This window comes from Candidatus Tisiphia endosymbiont of Beris chalybata (assembly GCF_964026555.1).
In the GTDB taxonomy this organism is placed as follows: Bacteria; Pseudomonadota; Alphaproteobacteria; order Rickettsiales; family Rickettsiaceae; genus Tisiphia.
In genome coordinates this window covers 1313474-1331193 of record NZ_OZ032159.1, presented here as the reverse complement: position 1 = coordinate 1331193, position 17720 = coordinate 1313474, and the positions used below count along the sequence as shown (strand labels likewise).

General features: G+C 34.4%; 17 protein-coding genes and 1 pseudogene. 10 read left to right on the top strand and 8 right to left on the bottom strand.

The window, feature by feature from the left end; translation table 11 throughout:
- Window positions 1-18 precede the first annotated feature (18 nt).
- Window positions 19-132: pseudogene (locus tag AAGD44_RS06470) on the bottom strand (DUF1674 domain-containing protein); the annotation flags it as partial.
- Window positions 133-168: 36 nt separating this feature from the next.
- On the opposite strand from AAGD44_RS06470, the gene AAGD44_RS06465 reads away from it, so the two are divergent.
- Together AAGD44_RS06465 and AAGD44_RS06460 are read left to right on the top strand one after the other, a co-directional pair.
- Window positions 169-897, top strand: a complete 729-nt coding sequence (locus AAGD44_RS06465; protein WP_341763872.1) for a 16S rRNA (uracil(1498)-N(3))-methyltransferase — start codon at window positions 169-171, stop codon at window positions 895-897.
- A gap of 12 nt (window positions 898-909) precedes the next feature.
- Window positions 910-1482 (top strand): ribonuclease HII, encoded by a 573-nt coding sequence (locus AAGD44_RS06460; protein ID WP_341763871.1) that lies wholly within the window; start codon window positions 910-912, stop codon window positions 1480-1482.
- A 106-nt stretch (window positions 1483-1588) separates the two neighbouring features.
- On the opposite strand, the gene AAGD44_RS06455 is transcribed toward AAGD44_RS06460, so the two are convergent.
- From AAGD44_RS06455 to AAGD44_RS06440, 4 genes are all read right to left on the bottom strand, one after another.
- A complete protein-coding gene (locus tag AAGD44_RS06455) occupies window positions 1589-2176 on the bottom strand; it encodes a hypothetical protein (protein WP_341763870.1) in 588 nt (195 codons plus the stop codon).
- A gap of 187 nt (window positions 2177-2363) precedes the next feature.
- Complete coding sequence (locus AAGD44_RS06450; RefSeq protein ID WP_341763869.1) at window positions 2364-2909, bottom strand: hypothetical protein; 546 nt, start codon at window positions 2907-2909, stop codon at window positions 2364-2366.
- Window positions 2910-2955: 46 nt separating this feature from the next.
- The gene (locus AAGD44_RS06445) at window positions 2956-3186 is read right to left on the bottom strand and encodes a hypothetical protein (protein WP_341763868.1); all 231 of its coding nucleotides are present in this window, start codon (window positions 3184-3186) and stop codon (window positions 2956-2958) included.
- A 20-nt stretch (window positions 3187-3206) separates the two neighbouring features.
- Window positions 3207-3455, bottom strand: a complete 249-nt coding sequence (locus tag AAGD44_RS06440; RefSeq protein WP_341763867.1) for a BolA family protein — start codon at window positions 3453-3455, stop codon at window positions 3207-3209.
- A 66-nt stretch (window positions 3456-3521) separates the two neighbouring features.
- Here AAGD44_RS06440 and AAGD44_RS06435 point away from each other — a divergent pair, with 66 nt between their 5' ends.
- From AAGD44_RS06435 to ftsA, 6 genes are all read left to right on the top strand, one after another.
- On the top strand, window positions 3522-4865 hold the full coding sequence (locus AAGD44_RS06435; protein WP_410521013.1) for an EAL domain-containing protein: 1344 nt from the start codon (window positions 3522-3524) through the stop codon (window positions 4863-4865).
- A gap of 204 nt (window positions 4866-5069) precedes the next feature.
- Window positions 5070-6518, top strand: a complete 1449-nt coding sequence (gene murC / locus AAGD44_RS06430; RefSeq protein ID WP_341763865.1) for a UDP-N-acetylmuramate--L-alanine ligase — start codon at window positions 5070-5072, stop codon at window positions 6516-6518.
- Between the two features lie 75 nt (window positions 6519-6593).
- Window positions 6594-7484: a UDP-N-acetylmuramate dehydrogenase gene (gene murB, locus AAGD44_RS06425; RefSeq protein WP_341763864.1), complete on the top strand. Its 891-nt coding sequence runs from the start codon at window positions 6594-6596 to the stop codon at window positions 7482-7484.
- Window positions 7477-8442 (top strand): D-alanine--D-alanine ligase, encoded by a 966-nt coding sequence (locus tag AAGD44_RS06420; protein ID WP_341763863.1) that lies wholly within the window; start codon window positions 7477-7479, stop codon window positions 8440-8442. Before murB ends, AAGD44_RS06420 begins: the two co-directional genes overlap by 8 nt.
- The gene (locus AAGD44_RS06415; protein WP_341763862.1) at window positions 8439-9233 is read left to right on the top strand and encodes a cell division protein FtsQ/DivIB; all 795 of its coding nucleotides are present in this window, start codon (window positions 8439-8441) and stop codon (window positions 9231-9233) included. The genes AAGD44_RS06420 and AAGD44_RS06415 overlap by 4 nt, the downstream gene beginning before the upstream one ends.
- A 295-nt stretch (window positions 9234-9528) precedes the next feature.
- Complete coding sequence (ftsA, locus tag AAGD44_RS06410; RefSeq protein ID WP_341763861.1) at window positions 9529-10767, top strand: cell division protein FtsA; 1239 nt, start codon at window positions 9529-9531, stop codon at window positions 10765-10767.
- Between the two features lie 43 nt (window positions 10768-10810).
- Here the strand turns inward: ftsA and AAGD44_RS06405 are convergent, their stop codons facing one another.
- Window positions 10811-11044 carry a hypothetical protein gene (locus AAGD44_RS06405; RefSeq protein WP_341763860.1) on the bottom strand — a complete coding sequence of 78 codons (234 nt, stop codon included), beginning with the start codon at window positions 11042-11044 and terminating at the stop codon, window positions 10811-10813.
- A gap of 122 nt (window positions 11045-11166) precedes the next feature.
- On the opposite strand from AAGD44_RS06405, the gene AAGD44_RS06400 reads away from it, so the two are divergent.
- Together AAGD44_RS06400 and AAGD44_RS06395 are read left to right on the top strand one after the other, a co-directional pair.
- Window positions 11167-11460, top strand: a complete 294-nt coding sequence (locus AAGD44_RS06400; protein ID WP_341763459.1) for a hypothetical protein — start codon at window positions 11167-11169, stop codon at window positions 11458-11460.
- 11 nt (window positions 11461-11471) lie between these two features.
- On the top strand, window positions 11472-12365 hold the full coding sequence (locus tag AAGD44_RS06395) for an IS3 family transposase (protein ID WP_341763476.1): 894 nt from the start codon (window positions 11472-11474) through the stop codon (window positions 12363-12365).
- A 53-nt stretch (window positions 12366-12418) separates the two neighbouring features.
- On the opposite strand, the gene AAGD44_RS06390 is transcribed toward AAGD44_RS06395, so the two are convergent.
- Both AAGD44_RS06390 and AAGD44_RS06385 read right to left on the bottom strand, forming a co-directional pair.
- The gene (locus AAGD44_RS06390) at window positions 12419-16054 is read right to left on the bottom strand and encodes an autotransporter outer membrane beta-barrel domain-containing protein (protein ID WP_341763859.1); all 3636 of its coding nucleotides are present in this window, start codon (window positions 16052-16054) and stop codon (window positions 12419-12421) included.
- 116 nt (window positions 16055-16170) lie between these two features.
- Window positions 16171-17184, bottom strand: coding sequence for a hypothetical protein (locus AAGD44_RS06385; RefSeq protein WP_341763858.1), 1014 nt, complete (start codon window positions 17182-17184; stop codon window positions 16171-16173).
- Window positions 17185-17720: the final 536 nt, after the last annotated feature.

The following is a 17720-nucleotide window of genomic DNA, read 5'->3' as shown; positions in this document are numbered from 1 at the left end:
AGATATTATTAATGGTTTTTAAAAATCAGTTACTTTACCTTTATGTTGCCAATCTCCATGGGTAGTTGGCTCTTGCCCTTTAACCCCTCCTATTTCCTTTGGGTTTTCTTTTTGCTTTTTTACTATATTATTATCTTGTTCACTCTCATGCATAAATAACCTAAAATTATGAAGTTTTCTCAAATCCCTAGAATATACGCTAATATTAAACTAATTGAAAGTTGCTTATTAGAACTTTCACGAGATAATATGCATTACCTTAAAACAGTATTAAGGCTCCGAGTAGGTGATAGCTTTAGAATTTTTAATAATCAAGATGGAGAATTTATAGCACAGATTACTGATATAACCAAAAATAATTTATCTGCACAAATTAACAATGTTTTTAGAGCAATAACCCCTGAACCAGAAATTATTTTGGGTCTCTCTATTATTAAAAATGACAGGATGCTAGATGCAATAAATATGGCAGTGCAACTTGGAGCCACCAAAATTGTACCGTTAGTAACACAGCGAGTTCAATCGGGTAATATTAATAGTCAAAAATTAGTAAAATGTATTATAGAATATACGCAGCAATCTGAGCGTTTGGTGCCTCCAACTCTTGAGCCGACCATAGTACTTCCTCTATTCCTGGAACAATATTATAATAAATTTATATTATATGCTAACGAAAATGAAGAGGATAATAACACTTTATTCAGGTTTGCGACAACCCTTCCCGCAAGTATTATCATGATAGTAGGGCCAGAAGGGGGGTATTCTGCTAGTGAATTAAAGCTACTTGTATCAACTGATAATTGCCACTCTATAAGCTTAGGTTCATCGGTTCTTAGAACTGAAACAGCAGTAGCGGCCTGTTTAGCACAAATTAAATTATTAAGGTTAAATTATTAAGGGGCAAACAGAATGTTTAAAGTAGAACAAAAATATTTAAGTCCAGTAGCTGGAGTAGATGAAGCAGGTAGAGGCCCTTTGGTAGGACCGGTAGTAGCAGCGGCGGTTATTATTGATCAAACAAAAATTATAGAGGGAATAAAAGATTCTAAAAAACTCAACAAAAAAACGCGTGAATTACTATATGATAAAATTACTCAACATTATATTTGGTCGATTGGAATAGTTCACCAAGACGAGATAGATGCGATCAATATTTTAGAAGCCACTAAAAAAGCCTGTATTATTGCCGTAGCCAACTTACCCGCTACTCCTGCTACTGTCCTAATAGATGGTAATATGAAATTTGAGGATTTACGGTTTATTAGTATAATAAATGGAGATAATTTATCGCTTTCTATCAGCGCTGCATCTATTGTCGCGAAAGTGACGAGAGATCGTTTAATGTATGAGTATTCTAAAGAATTTCCCCACTATATGTGGCATAAGAATTCTGGATATGGCACAAAAGAACATTTAGAAGCGATAAAATTATATGGTATTTCACCTTACCATAGGCATAGCTTTAAAGTGAAAATTCTATAAAGATTTTAGGCATAGAGGGAGTTAACCGAAATAAATCTATTCCTTAAATTTCTATATACTCGCTGAACTTCGTCTAGCAACTCTTCAGGTACGAGCAGTATACTTATCAATTGTAATCTACTGTATGAGAATTTTCTCCTACTAATCCTATCGTTCCTTCCTCACCCGGTTCTTCTGAGAACGATGAGCTAGAATAGATGCAAGGAGGGGAATCAGCGATTTCTTCCGCAGGTAACATTTTTCCTTCCTGCTCAGCTATCCCTACTTCCTGATTAATACACCGCTGAGTTAAAGTAGCGATTTCTTCTGGCTTTAAACCTGAATGCTTGAGCTGAGTAATTGAGGGATATGACAGTAAGGCGTCAGCCGCTAATTCTATTAAGTCTTGTCTGTTATGAGGAGATGCCTCCAAATCCAAGATTAAGGTGACCTGAAGTTTTGGTAGCACTACTGCAGCCTTATAAATAACCTCTTTCTTCGGGCTAGGTGGTGGGCTATCTAGAAGCTCTAGTATGCTCCTACTAATATTTGGTTCTTCATTTCTATGTAAGAATACTCCCGCTTGCTTATTGATTAGTATTCCTTGATAACACGTCGAGTAAATACCCTCCTCAGAACTCACTAAAATTGACTGTACCTCCTCTAAAAATTTTTCTTTACTAGCTAGGCTTTTTTCGGGGATTTTATACATCATACACTTTACTCCCTTTTTTTGTTAAATATTTATTAACTCACCTTACGTAGTAGTAAATTTGGGCGTAAAACTAGGTTCTTATATTTTAGAGATATGTTATAAGTAGATATAAGAACCTAGCATGAATAGACAAAATAAGTGAGCATTATTGATAAGTGATCTAGTCTAACCTAATGAGTATAAATCATCACAATATAATACAAGAATGAGCCTCTACCCTATCTCCCCTTAACTCTACCACTGGTTCTGATTGTTCTGCAAAGAGAGTAAGAGTGTGCCAGGGTTGATGGATATTTACTAGGGAGCTATGAGAAGGAGTAGCAACGTGCCCCCATTTCTGCCAAGCCTCACTTAAAGTGGTGATTTCTGCAGATTGTAAACCTGAATATATTAAGGTAGTTATTTTGCCACTATTTAGAAGCTCCCTTGCTAAGTTAAGGTAGTTTTCTCTATTGGGTTGCTCATCTTCAAGAACCAAGGTTAATATGCTGTTATGTTTTTCCTCTCCTCTTTCTACTGTTACTTCTACTTGAATATATTGGTTAATCTTAAGTTCCTCCTGTCTTTGAGTGAATCCACTCTCACCTGCCTCTAATTTAGCTAATACAGATGCGAGAAATGTGTCCTCAGCCACTGCCTCTGCTGGTCTCTCCTTAAAAGAGAGTAATTTTTCTTCTTCTGTGCTATCTTTTCCATTGCTATGATTCATAATTTTAATCCTTTTATTCAACATATTTTTAACAAAATTTTTAAGTGTTGACTACAACTTTACAGAATATTCAATCATTTTTATCTTGGGTCAATATTGTAAGCTTTTGTAATTCCCGTAATTCACTTTGTAATTTTATTACCAAAGTTTGCATTACTTCAAATTCTTCCCTAGTAACATAATTACCTTTAACTATTTTATCTTCTACTAACTTACAACCTTCTGAAATAGCGCTATTAGCAGCTTTCTGCATTACTGCACCAGTGCCTAAAATTACTTTTAAAAAATTATTTGCTTTCATATTAAATTATTATATTGTTTTTAAGTTTTTATGTTAATAGTTAATGCATGTAACCCATTTGCTAGTTCATCTACTAAAAGCTCATTAATCATCTTATGTTGCGTTAATAAAGTTTTGCCTGTAAAAATATCTGCAGCAATTTTAATAATGAAATGACTTTCTATAGCTCCGCCCGTATGGGCTGAATGTTTAGAGCTTTCATCAAGTATTTCGCAATAATGTGGTTTTAACACCTCTAATTTGCTTTTTATTCTATTTATCCTGGTCATGGGCTTATGTATCTAAAACTTTTACTTGTATCATTATATTAGAAATTCATTATTTAGTAAAACTGTATTTATAAAGTAATTATGCCAGAACTAGATGACAAAATAACTGAAAGTCACAGTTTCCAGTTAAAAATTGATGAGATACAGAAAGGCTATTGTATTGCTTTTAAGTTATTAAATTATGATGAATTAAATTCTATAGATAATTCTAACAGTAAAGTAATTGGTATTTTAGATAAAATTATTCAAGAAGTTTGTGGTGAACTAATTACTTGGGATAAATCAGATAAGTATTTCCGGAGTATAAGCACCAGAAGTATAGAGTCATATTTATCAACCTTAATATTATTAAGTAATGTAACTACTAAGAAACCTAATCTACACATCTCAATATATAAACAAATAGCAGCAGATCGAATCTTACTAGTTTTACCTATAAAAGAACAACAGCTAGTACGTGAAATTGCTCTAAAAATCCATTTATTATCCCAGCTTTATGTTGAAAATGCTCAAGCAGATTTTTATATAGGCTGCGGCATTGCTAGTATAGAATTTCCTAAAATCAGTAGAAATGCACAAGAAATATATATGCTATTAAATTGGTTACTTTCTTATCAAGGCGATCAGTTATATTATCGGGAATATGATAATAAGCAATATAACATACAAGCTGTTAAAAATGCTAATCGGCAACTTAATCTTTTGAGGAGGGCCTTATGCAATAAAAGTATGGTATTTGCTTACCAGCCTGTTATTGATCGTAAAACAATGAGCATCAGCTATTATGAATGTTTACTACGAATCCCTGATGCTAAAAATAACTTAATTTCCGTAGGAAGCCTAATTCTAGAAGCGGAAAAGAAAGGGTTAATTTTTATAATAGATCAAATAGTCTTAGAAATGGCAATTAAGGAGTTAGCTGCCAATAAGGATCTAAAATTAGCAGTGAACATTTCTAATATTGGTATATTAGATCCTCCCTTATTAGCAATAGCAGAAAAACTATTACAAACTTATAATGTAGCAGAAAGGCTAATCATTGAAATTACGGAAACTACTTTTAATAATAATTATGAACAAATATCCTCTTTCATGCTAAAACTGAGGAAATTTGGCTGTAAATTTGCTTTAGATGATTTTGGAAGTGGTTTTACTTCTTTTGATCAATTACAAAACTTACCAATAGATATTATTAAGATAGATGGTAGCTATGTACGTAATATTACCAGTAATGCACAATCACAAGCTTTTATTTCTAGATTAATAAAAATTTCTGAAGAGATAGGCGCTATTACGGTAGCAGAATTTGTGGAAAATGGTGAGATAGCTAAATTTCTGATCGATTTAAAAGTTGATGGGATGCAAGGAGATTTTTTTGCCCCGGCTTTAACTAATAAAATAAAAGATTAGCATTTATTAGGTTTACTCTTAATGATATATATTTATAGTAAATAAACTATACTCAATGGATTTCAAGAGCCCTCATTTTATTTGACATGGTGTGAGAAGCAATTACAGTGTACAAAGTAGTACATGAACGTGTGAGTTCACAATAAAATAAAAAAACAATTAGCAAAGTTGAGTGGTATATATCAATTTTATTCATGAAAGACAATGATTCTATTAGAGCTAAAAAAAATAAACGGTACACTTGACACTATCCATTTTGTGGGTATCGGCGGAATTGGTATGAGCGGAATCGCTAAAATATTACATAATCTTGGTTATAAAGTGCAAGGTTCTGATATCGCTGAAAATTATAACACAAAAAGATTAGAAAATAGCGGGATTAAGGTTTATATTGGCCATCATGCCCAGAATATTACTAATGTGTCATATGTAGTGGTATCCACTGCGATCAATAAAGATAATCCTGAAATTCAAGAAGCGTTGCGCAGAAAAATACCGGTAATTAGGCGAGCGGAAATGTTAGCTGAATTAATGCGGTTAAAATGTTCGGTAGCAATTTCAGGATCACATGGCAAGACTACTACCACCTCACTTGTGGCTTGTTTATTTGAGGCAGCTGGCCTTTGCCCTACCGTTATTAATGGCGGTATTATTAATAACCGCTTTACTAATGCATATACTGGCTCAGGAAGTTATTTAATCGCAGAAGCTGATGAATCAGATGCCACTTTTATCCATATACCATCAACAATTGCGGTGATCACTAATATTGATCCTGAACATTTAGATTTTTACAAGGATTTTAATAGCTTAATTGCAGCTTTTAGAAGTTTTGTCACTAATTTGCCATTCTACGGCTTTGCAGTTGCTTGTATTGATCATAAGGTAGTAAGGAATTTAGTAGATGAAATCCTAGATCGCAAAATTATTACTTATGGGATAGATTCTAAAGATGCCAATATACAAGCATTTAATTTAGATTTTGGTATTGCTTCATCTACATTTGATGTAAAAATCACCCTCCCTAATGTCAATGGGACTATCACTATAGAGCAAGTTACGTTACCTACCCCGGGCCGACATAATGTACTGAATGCTTTAGCAGCTATATCGGTAGCTGTAGAACTTGATTTTGGTATTAAAATCATTAAGGATGGGTTTAGTAATTTTGAAGGTGTGAAACGAAGATTTACCAAAGTTGCGGAATATAACGGGGCTACAGTGATTGATGATTATGCTCACCATCCAGAGGAAGTAAAAGCTACCCTTATGACTGCTAGAAATATTGCCGATAAACAAAATGGTAAAGTTATAGCAATTTTTCAGCCTCATAGATATTCGAGAGTGCAATATTTGTTTAATGATTTTGTTACTTGTTTCAGTGAAGCGGATCAACTATATATAACTGATATATATGCAGCAGGCGAGAAATTAATAGAAGGCATAACTGGTAAAAGCCTGGTGGAACAAATTCAGAATAGCGGCGCCCACTTGAAGGCCTCCTTTCTGGCCTCTCCTGAAGATATCCCTAAAGTAATTATGGATAAAGCAATGCCTGGAGATATTATCATTATGATGGGAGCAGGAAGTATCTCTAGCTGGGCTAATAGTTTGGCCGGGCAATTTGCCAACTTTAAACAGCTCGATCTTTAGGGCGCAGACGCACGCCAATTCTTGAAGCTCCTTCACAGAACCTAGAGTAATCACTAAAAAATTTAAATTAGATCCATGATGCAATTACCTGAAGTGCAAGGAGAATATAGAAAGAATTATCCTCTAAAACACCTAACCTGGTTTAAAGTAGGGGGGGAAGCTGAAATTTTTTTTAAGCCTGCTAATTCTCATGACTTAGCGAATTTTTTATTAACAAAACCCCCAAATATTGCTGTCACTATTTTAGGTACCGGCTCCAATATTATTATTAGAGATAAAGGGGTAGAGGGAGTAGTAATAAAATTAGGACAAAATTTTACTAATATAGAATTAATGCCTGATAATACAATATCCGTAGGAGGGGCTTGCCTAAATTTTAATCTTGCTAAATTCAGCCAAGAAAATTCAATTAGTGGCTTTGAATTTTTAATTGGGATACCCGGTACTGTTGGCGGCGGGGTGGTAATGAACGCGGGAGCGTATAATTCAGAATTTAAGGATATTATATTAAGTATTGAGGCGATAACTGCAAAAGGAGAGTTTATAACTATTACTAATGAAGAAATAGGCTTTAAATATCGTGGTACTAATTTACCCAATGATTTGATTATAATTAGGGCTATTGTAAAAGGAATAATAGGGAATCAGGAGATGATTACCTCCACGATGAATACAATAAGTAGCGTTAGGCAGACTACTCAGCCTATTAAAGAACGGACAGGAGGTAGCACCTTTGCCAACCCTAAAGATTGCAAAGCATGGCAATTAATTGATAAAGCGGGGATGAGAGGATATCAAGTTGGCGGAGCGTCAATATCTAAATTACACTGTAATTTTATGATAAATCACGGAAATGCATCTGCTCATGATTTAGAGACTTTAGGGGATTTGGTTAGAGAGAAGGTACTGCAGGATAGTGGAATCAGCTTGGAATGGGAGATTAAGCGGATAGGAAAATATGAATAAATATACTACTAGTTTTATTGCTAATTCTAAAGTAACCTTATTAAATAATGAAGGAAAAAAGCATATAGCCCTAATAGGGGGAGGGATGTCAGCTGAACGTGAAGTATCTTTAGTATCATCACGGGAGGTAGGCAAAATCCTGATCAAAGCTGGGTATAAGGTAACTTTTATAGATATGGGAGTAGATATTGCCCGCATTCTTTTAGAAATACAACCCGATATTGTTTATAATTGCCTACATGGTACTTATGGAGAAGATGGTTGTCTTCCTGGTTTACTAAATATTTTACGTATTCCTTATACTCATAGCGGAGTTTTTGCCTCGTCTTTAGCATTTAGCAAAACCTATTCAAAATTTTGGTTTATTGCGAATATTATCAATACCCCTAAGGGTATTGTGGTTAATAAATCTAGCAATATTAAGAATGATCCTATGCCCCGGCCCTACGTTATAAAACCTCTAGCTCAAGGATCCAGTATAGGGGTAGAGATAGTATTACCAGAAGATGATTTTAACTTTGCTAATTACGATTTTCCTTATGGTGATCAGATTTTAGTGGAAGAATATATAAAAGGTAGGGAAGTACAGGTGGCCGTACTAAACGGCAAAGGATTAGGAGTGTTAGAAATACAGCTGCTAAAAAGACGTTTTTATGATTATGATACTAAATATACAGAAGGCTATGCCAAACATTTATGCCCAGCTCCCTTGCCTCCCGCTATTTATGAGAAATTATTAAAAGAATCCGAGAAAATATATTATACTATGAATTGTAAAGGGGTAGTAAGGGTAGAATTTATTTTTGATCAAAGGAGCGATAAGTTCTTTGTATTGGAAATTAATACCCACCCTGGGATGACGCCATTATCAATTGTTCCAGAAATAGCTGCTTTACAAGGAATAAATTTCACTTCATTAGTAGAAGAAATAATTAAGACAGCAAGTTTTGAGACATGACGCAGAAGAAAAATGTTTCTAAGAAAAAGAAAATTAATATTCCTTTGCGCCGAAAGTTTGCTCTAATATATATTAGATTAATATTGTGCTTTAAAATAATTTTGCTAATTTTTTTGTGTCTATTTTTCTTTACCTCCTCCTTTAGTACTATAAAACAGGAAATCACTCAAAATATTTATGAGTATACTTCAGATATAGGTTTTAGACTTGAAAATGTTTTAATAGAAGGACAAGATAATATTAATGAAGAAGATATATTGGCTACTTTAAATGCTGATAAAGGTACTCCTATTTTTTCTTTAGATCTAGCTTTAATTAAAAATAGTTTAAAGGGTAACCCTTGGGTAAAAAATGTCACAGTTATTGAACGCAGGTTGCCATGTACGCTTTATATTAGGCTAGTTGAACGGGTCCCTATTGCTATTTGGCAGTTTAATGGTCAAATTTCGCTTATTGATGAAGAAGGATATAAAATTACTAATAATATAGAGAATTTCTCTAATCTGCTGCACGTGGTAGGTTCAGATGCTAATATTAATACTAGCAAATTAATTGAGTATTTGGAGCCGTGCCCGGCATTAAAGACAAAAATTATCTCTGCAGTACGATATGGGTCAAGGCGCTGGAATCTCAATTTAGAGCAGAACATTACAATAAAAATGCCAGATGCCGATTTTAAGCACGCCTTAAACTACCTTGTAAAGCTAAATGAGGAAAATATGTTATTTAATCAGAATTATAAAGTAATAGATTTAAGAGATTCAAGTAAGGCTTATGTAGAAAAATATTAAGTATACTACTCGTCTTTCAAAAATTGTTTTTTTATTTTATCATGGACTCACGTGCTCACGTACTGGCATGTACGCTGCGCGCTCGCCATTTAAAATAAAATCCAATTCTTGAAGTACGAGCAGTATATATTCTCGTAACCTCAAGGACGCTCATTCTATTTTGAGCAGTAGGGGCATGAAAGTAATATACATGAGCACCTAAATCCTTGAAAAAATAATAAAATCTAGCTCTTGAAATCCATTAAGTATACCCCTACCAATTATCTTTTGGAAATATTATAGATTTAAGTAAATTATGAAATCTAAATTATCTAATTTTATTGCTCTTGACCTTGGTAGTAGCAAAATAGCCACTATTGCCGCATATATTGATAAAAGAGAAGAAATAAAAATAGTAAGTCAAAATTTATATCATTCGAAAGGAGTTAGATCAGGGGTTATATTAGATATAAAAGGGGCAGAAAATAGCATTATTGGAGCTATTTATGAATTAGAAAAAGATTGCGGAAAGAATATTAAAGAAATCACTGTATCCTTAACAGGCTATGGCACTAAGTCCTATTATATAAATAGTAAAATAAAGCTCTCACATAACCAACCAATTGTAGAACAAGATGTCAAAAGGTTGGTCCAAAAAGCCCTTGGTGAATTAAAACTTAAAGATCAGGAGATAATAGATTATTTCCCCTTAGGGTTTGAACTGGATCATAATACTATTGAAGACCCAATTGGCATGTATGGTAAAGAGTTAGGATGTGAATTACACATTATTACTGCAAGCGCTAATATGCTTATAAACCTTACTAATTGTTTTGCAAAATGCCATGTTGAAATTAATAATATAGTGCTGGCAATTTATGCCTCAGGCTTAGCTTGCCTTACTACAGATGAAAAAGAATTAGGTTCTATTGTAATTGATATGGGGGCTCGAACTACTTGTTTGGGGATATTTATTTCTGGTAAATTAATATATACCGGATATATAAATATAGGAAGTTTTCACATTACCTCTGATATAGCCAAAGTGTTTTCCATAACTATTAACGCCGCAGAAAAGCTGAAAATTTTATATGGTAATGCTATACCCTCAGCTTTTGATAAAGATAATATTATTCACTTAGAGGATAACGGTATAGATTTAACAGATAATGAAGGAGCAATGATTACTTCAAAGCATCTTGCCGAGGTAATAAACCCAAGGGTAGAAGAAATATTGTGTATGGTGCAAGCAGAGTATAGTAAGGTTCTTGCTGATAATACCCTAGCTTACCGTATTGTGATAACTGGCGGTGGATCAATGTTACGGGGCGTAAAGGAGCTAGCAAGTAAAATTTTTGAAAGACAAGTAAGAATTGGTAAGCCAGAGATATTAGAAGGTTTTACCGAAGATTATAATCCTTATATCTATTCTACTGCCATAGGGATGGTCAAAAATCAATTCTTAAAAATACAAAAAAACTCTTTTAATATAGGAAATACCGCTAATTTAAGTTGGTATAAAAAATTGCTAATTTGGCTCAAAGAAAATGTCTAATTATACTACTCGTATTCTGGGAAGCGCAAGAGTATACCTGCAACTAAAAATATATTTTAAGTTTTAAGCTAGGATAGTGGGCTAGGTACTTGTTCGCAATAATTGCATTATATTTTATGCCATATTCAATGGTATTGTTATATTGAGCAGTTAAACCAACTCCACAGTTCAAAAATACTTTTGTGGCTTTAAAGGTTTTGGTCGGTAAAGCTTCATTTATTCCTGATAGGGTGGCCTTGATTGGCAGTGATTTACCTGTTAAATCATAATTAATCATCCCATATATTTCAGGTACTAGAATTACCGGCTTCCTCTCTTGCGTAATGCGCCCCGAAAACTAGAGCAGTGATAGAGAGACTATTTTATGTTAAAATAAATATAAAATAGGAGCAGTCGAAAATGAGTAAGCCAAAAAGTTACAGTAAAGAATTTAAGTTTAAAGTATCGCTAGAGATGATCCGAGGAGATTTGAGTATTGCTGAAATAATCTCAAAATATCAAGTTCCAAGGTCGGTAATGACAAGGTGGAAGAAACAATTTTTGGAAAATGGTGCTGATATTTTTAAGTTTAGCTATGAAAACGGTAATTCCTCTAGTTCTACAAGCGAAATAGAGAAACTGCATGCAACTATTGGCAAATTGAAGGTAGAAAACGATTTTTTGCAGCTCGTATCTGCCAAGTTGAAACTATAAAGAGGAAAGTGATGGTAGATAAGGATTATAAAGATTTAAGTGTTCGTCGGCAAAGTCAGCTATTGAATCTGAACCGCTCCAGCCTATATTACAAGGATTCGGAGAAGGATCAAGATAATTATTTAAGTAATAGAATAGTTGAGATCTATAGTAATTATCCGATATATGGTTACCGGCGAATAACGGCGATACTTAGGAGAGAAGTGGTAATTGTTAACAGCAAAAAAGTCAGGAGGTTGATGAAACTAATGAATTTGCAAGCAATTTACCCTTCGATTAATACAAGTAAAAGAAACCTAAAAGAAGCTATTTATCCATATTTGCTATCAGGGTTAGAGGTTATAAAGCCAAATCAGGTATGGCAGGTGGATATCACTTATTTAAGGGTACAAAGTGGTTTTATGTATTTGGTTGCATTAATCGATGTTTATACTAGATTAGTAGTAGGATATCGTTTATCAAATAGTTTAAATACAGAGAGCTGTTTGCTAGCGTTAGAAGATGCTATAGCTAAATATGGGAAGCCGTCGATAATTAATAGTGATCAAGGTAGCCAGTTTACCAGCGAGGATTGGATTAATGAATTGAGGAGATGCGTCATAAGCATCAGCATGACGGGCAAAGGCAGGTGTAACGATAATGCCCATATTGAGCGTTTATGGCGATCGTTTAAGTATGAGGGGTCGTATTTATACCGGTGTACTTCAGTTTTAGAGTTGAAAAATAATATCCCGAAATGGTTGAATTGGTATAACAATCAAAGGCCCCATCAGGCTTTGGAGTACAAAACGCCGTTTGAGATATATAGTGGATTTATGGATAAGTCTTGCGACTTACCCACAATTCCACTATTACCACAACAGCTACAAAATTATAAAAATAATATTTTTGTAGATAGTTTATGAAAATAATAGTCTCTCTATTTAAAGCTTTTTTGGTCTAAACATAGGGGCGCAGTTCATTGTTCTATAATAGTCGTGGAGACCCGCATACCTACTAATGCTTCTGTTTTATTATATACTCGTTTCTTGACGGTTAAGTTTTGACATGCTGTTCCTGCTTCTTGATAATTTCCCTCATGAAATTTTGTATACCGCAGGCCTATAAGCGGGGTAATATCTGTATTACCAATTGGGTAATTATAACCAGCAACTAATTGTCCTCCATAGCTAATAGCATTATAACGTCCGATAGCTCTTTCTAGATTATTCAATGCCCTGCGCCCTTCATTATTTTTGACCTTACTTGAAGCATAAGATATTATGCCTTCTAAGTACCATTTATCTGTTAAATGTTGTAGACCATATAATAAAAATATATTCACCCTAGCTTTAGTTTTATCTCCCTTCTTTATATCTTTATGGCTTACTACTACCTGGCTCCGACTATAAGCTCCTCCAATCAATAAATTATCATTAATTTGATAATCTATTCCAAACATCCCCCCACTAGCTTTAAGTTTATAGCCGCTAATGTCATTTTTCATCTTTTGGCTTGCTTGACTATAAAACGGGCTAATCCATACTCCGCTTCTTAGTCTTACTTCATCACCCGCCGCTTGAATGATTGGGTTCTGGGTGCGTAACAACTTACCAAGCTCTGATATTCTATTATGTATTTCTTGAGTAGCTGCCAAGACTAAGAAATTCATTACTGTAGATGAGGGTGGAGTACGAGAAGTAAGCCTATTTACTACTTCTCTACTTTCTGCTCCTTGATGTCCTTTTGCCATATCGCATAACATATGCTTTACTTTAGCAGCGTCACTATTATGGTCTACAACATTTCCTAATTGCTGAGCAAATTTTTGTTGCTCGCTAGTTGCGCTTAAATTCTGGGTAACCCTAGTATCACAACTTCCATTATTATGACAAGACTCTCCTCTATCGCTACCACCAAGACCAATTATAGAGCTATTAACATGTTCAGTCGGTACGGTAGGTACAGTAACTGTAGCGTCCTCGTGAGGGTCAGGCTTTACAACCACAGGGTCAGTGGGATCAGTCGGTACTTCCACGGGAGGCTCAGGGATAACCACAGGGTCAGTGTGTTCAGTCGGTACTGTAGGCACAGTACCTGTAGCGTCCTCGTGAGGGTCAGGCTTTACAACCACAGGGTCAGTCGTCACCTCTTCCTCTAACTTACTATATAAAAATAAATTCTTACCCTCTTTATCTATTTCCCACTCAGTAAAGCGATTTTGGTCCTTAACATTTAATACTACACTTTTTGGCGGACCTTCAATTCTACCATTATTTCCTACCCGTACTAAGGCATATTTAGTGCCTATTGGTATCTGATCAATATTTGACTTAATCGTTACGTTAATAATCATTTTCTCTACTTCAGAAAATTGTATTTTAGCCCCGTCAATGATATTTATATAACCGCCCTCAAGTTTACTACTATCATAACTACTATCAATTTCCAGGGTTCCACTAAATTTTTTAGTATCAGTAACAGTTAATATTTTATTGCTTAAGTCAAGCGCCATATTGTTAGCAGCCAAATCCCCAGTTATGCTCATATCCTCTAATATTACTATTTTAGCTTGATCCGCAATAATATTATTAGCTTCAATATTTTTTACTAGAAACGCCGATTTGTTAGCACCAAAGGTCACTTTCTTGGCCTTTACTATTCCATTATTCAGCCATACATCATCGTTAAATTCTAAAATTCCCCCCTGTACCTGCTTTTCAATAAAAGCTGCATTGTTGAACTTAGCTAGCACATTCACAGGCATATTAAATTGATCAACATTTACTCGGGTCTTGTAGTGAAACTGTTCTATAGATCTCTTTAATGGATCTTTATCTACAGTTACCAAAGGCACATCTATAGTTCTTAAATTGCTACCAGCAAATTCCACAGTCCTCTCATCTCCAGTCCCCTCATCTAGCTTAATATTTTTAGCATTAACATCGGCTAATTTTACAGTTCCGTGTTTTATATTCACATTCATGATTTCCTTATCTGAAGCGCCAATATCCCCAGCAACCTCTCCGCTATCTTCAAAGTTTATTTCTCCATTCGTGCCACCACTACTGACTACCTCACCGGTAATTTTCTTATCTTTAGCCAATATAATTTTAGAATGAGAATTTTTAAAATCTAAAATTCCTGTAATATTACCATTGGCAAGTAATGTACTATCTCCATTAAAATTAATATCCGCCCTAGCATTACCTAACTTCAATGTTCCCTTGGCTAGATTCACCTCTTTTATTCCATTTTTTTCATCCCCAATATTTCCTGTAACTTCTCCCCCGACTGGAAAGTTTAATTCTCCGTTCTTACCCCCGGTACTAATCACATTACCCTTAATTGTCTTGTTATCCTCAATCGTAACATTCGCATTAAGATTTCTATAATCTATATTTCCTATGATATTAGCCTTTGCCACCATTTTACTAGCATCATGAAAATTAATATCTGCTGTCACTTCTTTATTGAAAATAAGTTCACTAGTCACTGTATTCCTTGAGTAAGCTTCAACACTTCCAGCAAAAATTGGTATATTAAAAATATTATGACCCTCTCCTGTCGTACATACTTCTTTTATCCTTGTTATTATTATCTCCTTGCTACCATCAGCCTTTGTTACCTCCTCACTCTTACCAATTGTTCCTCTGCGCGGAAAGCCCCCCGGTACCGCAGAGTCCGAAATTATTATTGTACTTTCACTACCAATGCTGTCGAATTCAACTATACCTTTATTATCTTCTGACGCTAAGTCGTCATGTAAATATACTGTACGCTTGTCCCCTTTATCATTTTGGAATTGTAATTTTGAATCCTTATCCACGAAATTAATTCCCCCCCCATTAACCAAGAAGTGAAAATCAACAACTTCTAGCTCTTTTATGTCTTTTATACCACAGCTTATGCGCAATATTGCTGGTTTAGTAGTATTCCCATTACTAGTAGATCCGATATTGATCTTAGGTATATACGCACCATTTAGATCCCGAATAAAGAAATTAGAAATAACATTTAAAGTCGAGCCCAAGCTGCTTTCACCACACGCCAATTTACGATCAAAATAAATTGGTTGGTTATCAGCAGACTCTATATTTAAGGTAGAATCTCGAGAAGCAAAAACAATTTTTGATATTCCACTATAATCATTTAATTTTCCTTGGAATTCTGGAATATTAGTACCGGTTAATGTAAGATTTGATTCTATATTATCTTGAGGTGGATTTTCAACTTTAGATTGGCCTATGCTTACTATGATTTGATTCTGATTAATCAAATTTACTACAGAACCAACAGAACAGTCCCCAATAAATTGTAAATTAGTTAGAAGAATTGGGCTAGGGGGAAGATTTGTGCTTTTACCGTTAATATCGATGGCTTGTATGGCTGTTGCAGTAGCATCTATTTTAGTAATATTATCAGCTGCAAGTCGGAGGGCAGAGTTAGTAAGAAAAGGGTTCGCCTCGTTATCAAGGCCTTTTCCTATTGAAAGGGAGGACTCGCTTTCTAGGATTTGTCTTATTACTGTCCCCATACTATCGTTAATCGTTAATAGGGAACTAATGGTAATAAATAAAAATGTTTTTTTTAAAAAATTTACTTGTTGTTTCATATAGAAAATAGAAAAATCTGGCTAAAAATTCCCGCTAACGAGACTAGACAAAATAACCTATGCTTATCAAGGTTATTTTGTCTAGTCTCGTTAGCTCTGCTTATTGTTTGGCCAATTTATTCTATACAACCTACACTACTCAATTCACTCCCTAGCATTTGTATATTATCATGCGTATAATTAACAACATTTTGGGCAAAATGCGTTGCACCAACAGCAAATGTGACGGTGTCAGAATCATACGCCAAAGTACTTAATGGGTGTTCTTGCGTACCAAAAGATCCTTCTTCAATTTTTAATCGTCCTTTAAGTTCCATTATTCCTCTACTTCCAAACTTACTAAGCCCTGGATCTATATTGTTTTTAAGAACTATGCTGTATTCTGCAGGATCATTATTTTCGATTATTAATCTAGACTCTTGATTAATAAAGTTTATCTGGTCTGCATCTTTATATTTCTTTAAGCCATCTGTAGTATTAAGAGAAATATGTTTTAAAGACACCTCATTGTGAACATCCAGATTATTTCCAATGATCAAGGTATAGATTGAGCCAATATTAGTTTCATGAACTCCTATACGCCCTTCACTATTTAGTTGCTGCCCTGTAACGTCATGGTTAATTTTAGTGATAACGTTAAGCTTATTTATACCAAAACCTTCGCCTGCAAAACGCGTTTTTAAAGTTATTATATCTTTACTTACCGTATCTGCTTCTAGAGTTAAATTAGTTTTAGTACTAATAATATCCGTAAAACCAGTATAATTATCAGTTGGTACAGCAGGTAAATTACCGGTACCTGTTAATTTAATTTTTAATTCGGGTGAAATCTCAGTTGTCTTATCGTTATTAAATAATACAACACTTGGGGAGTTAGTTTGAGGGCAAAAGATAGAGCCAATAGATAGATTCTGCACATTACTTTTTATAAACCAATTTCCTGAGCCGACCTTATTACTATGATCAACATAATGAATGTCGATATTGTCAAGATCAATGTCTATAGAATACGTAATAACTTGCGCAACTAATGCTTCACCTGACTTGAACCGCCCCTGCCCACTTAAACCTTCGCCATTTGATAAGCAGGCTTTCTCTTTTATAATGTATCTAATTTCTGGTTTAGACATAATACTACCTTTTTGATGATTTGATGTTACACTTCCTGCATAAGTCAATTTCGCCGGTCATTTTATCATTGAAAATTACCGGCGCTCTTCTCTTACTTCTATGTACGCCTGCGGGAGCTGGCTTAGTTTTTTCTAAAAATCTCCCAAGGCTAATTTGTCTTATTCAGCAAGTCTCGTATTAAGATAATGAATAGAATATTACTTTTTGTTCATACCTTATTAAAAAGAGTAACTTATTTTTTATTAAAATACATTTAATAAAACTTAGTAATATTATTTTAGATAGATTAAATATTCTTAACTATTGTAAAATTACCATAGCGTAGATAAATGGTTTTTATGCAGGATTTGTAAATAGACTTCTTTTGCAGCTCGCATCGCACAAGGAATTGGAAGTAGACTCCCCCAAATAGCAGCGTAATTAAGTGGGGGTAAGGATTTAAGTCTAGACTTTTTGTCCCAATTAGCAGCTTGATACGAGTTTCGAAAGAAGTCTAATTTTTGGAGTTCCTAATACTACATTGTAGTACTAGAGT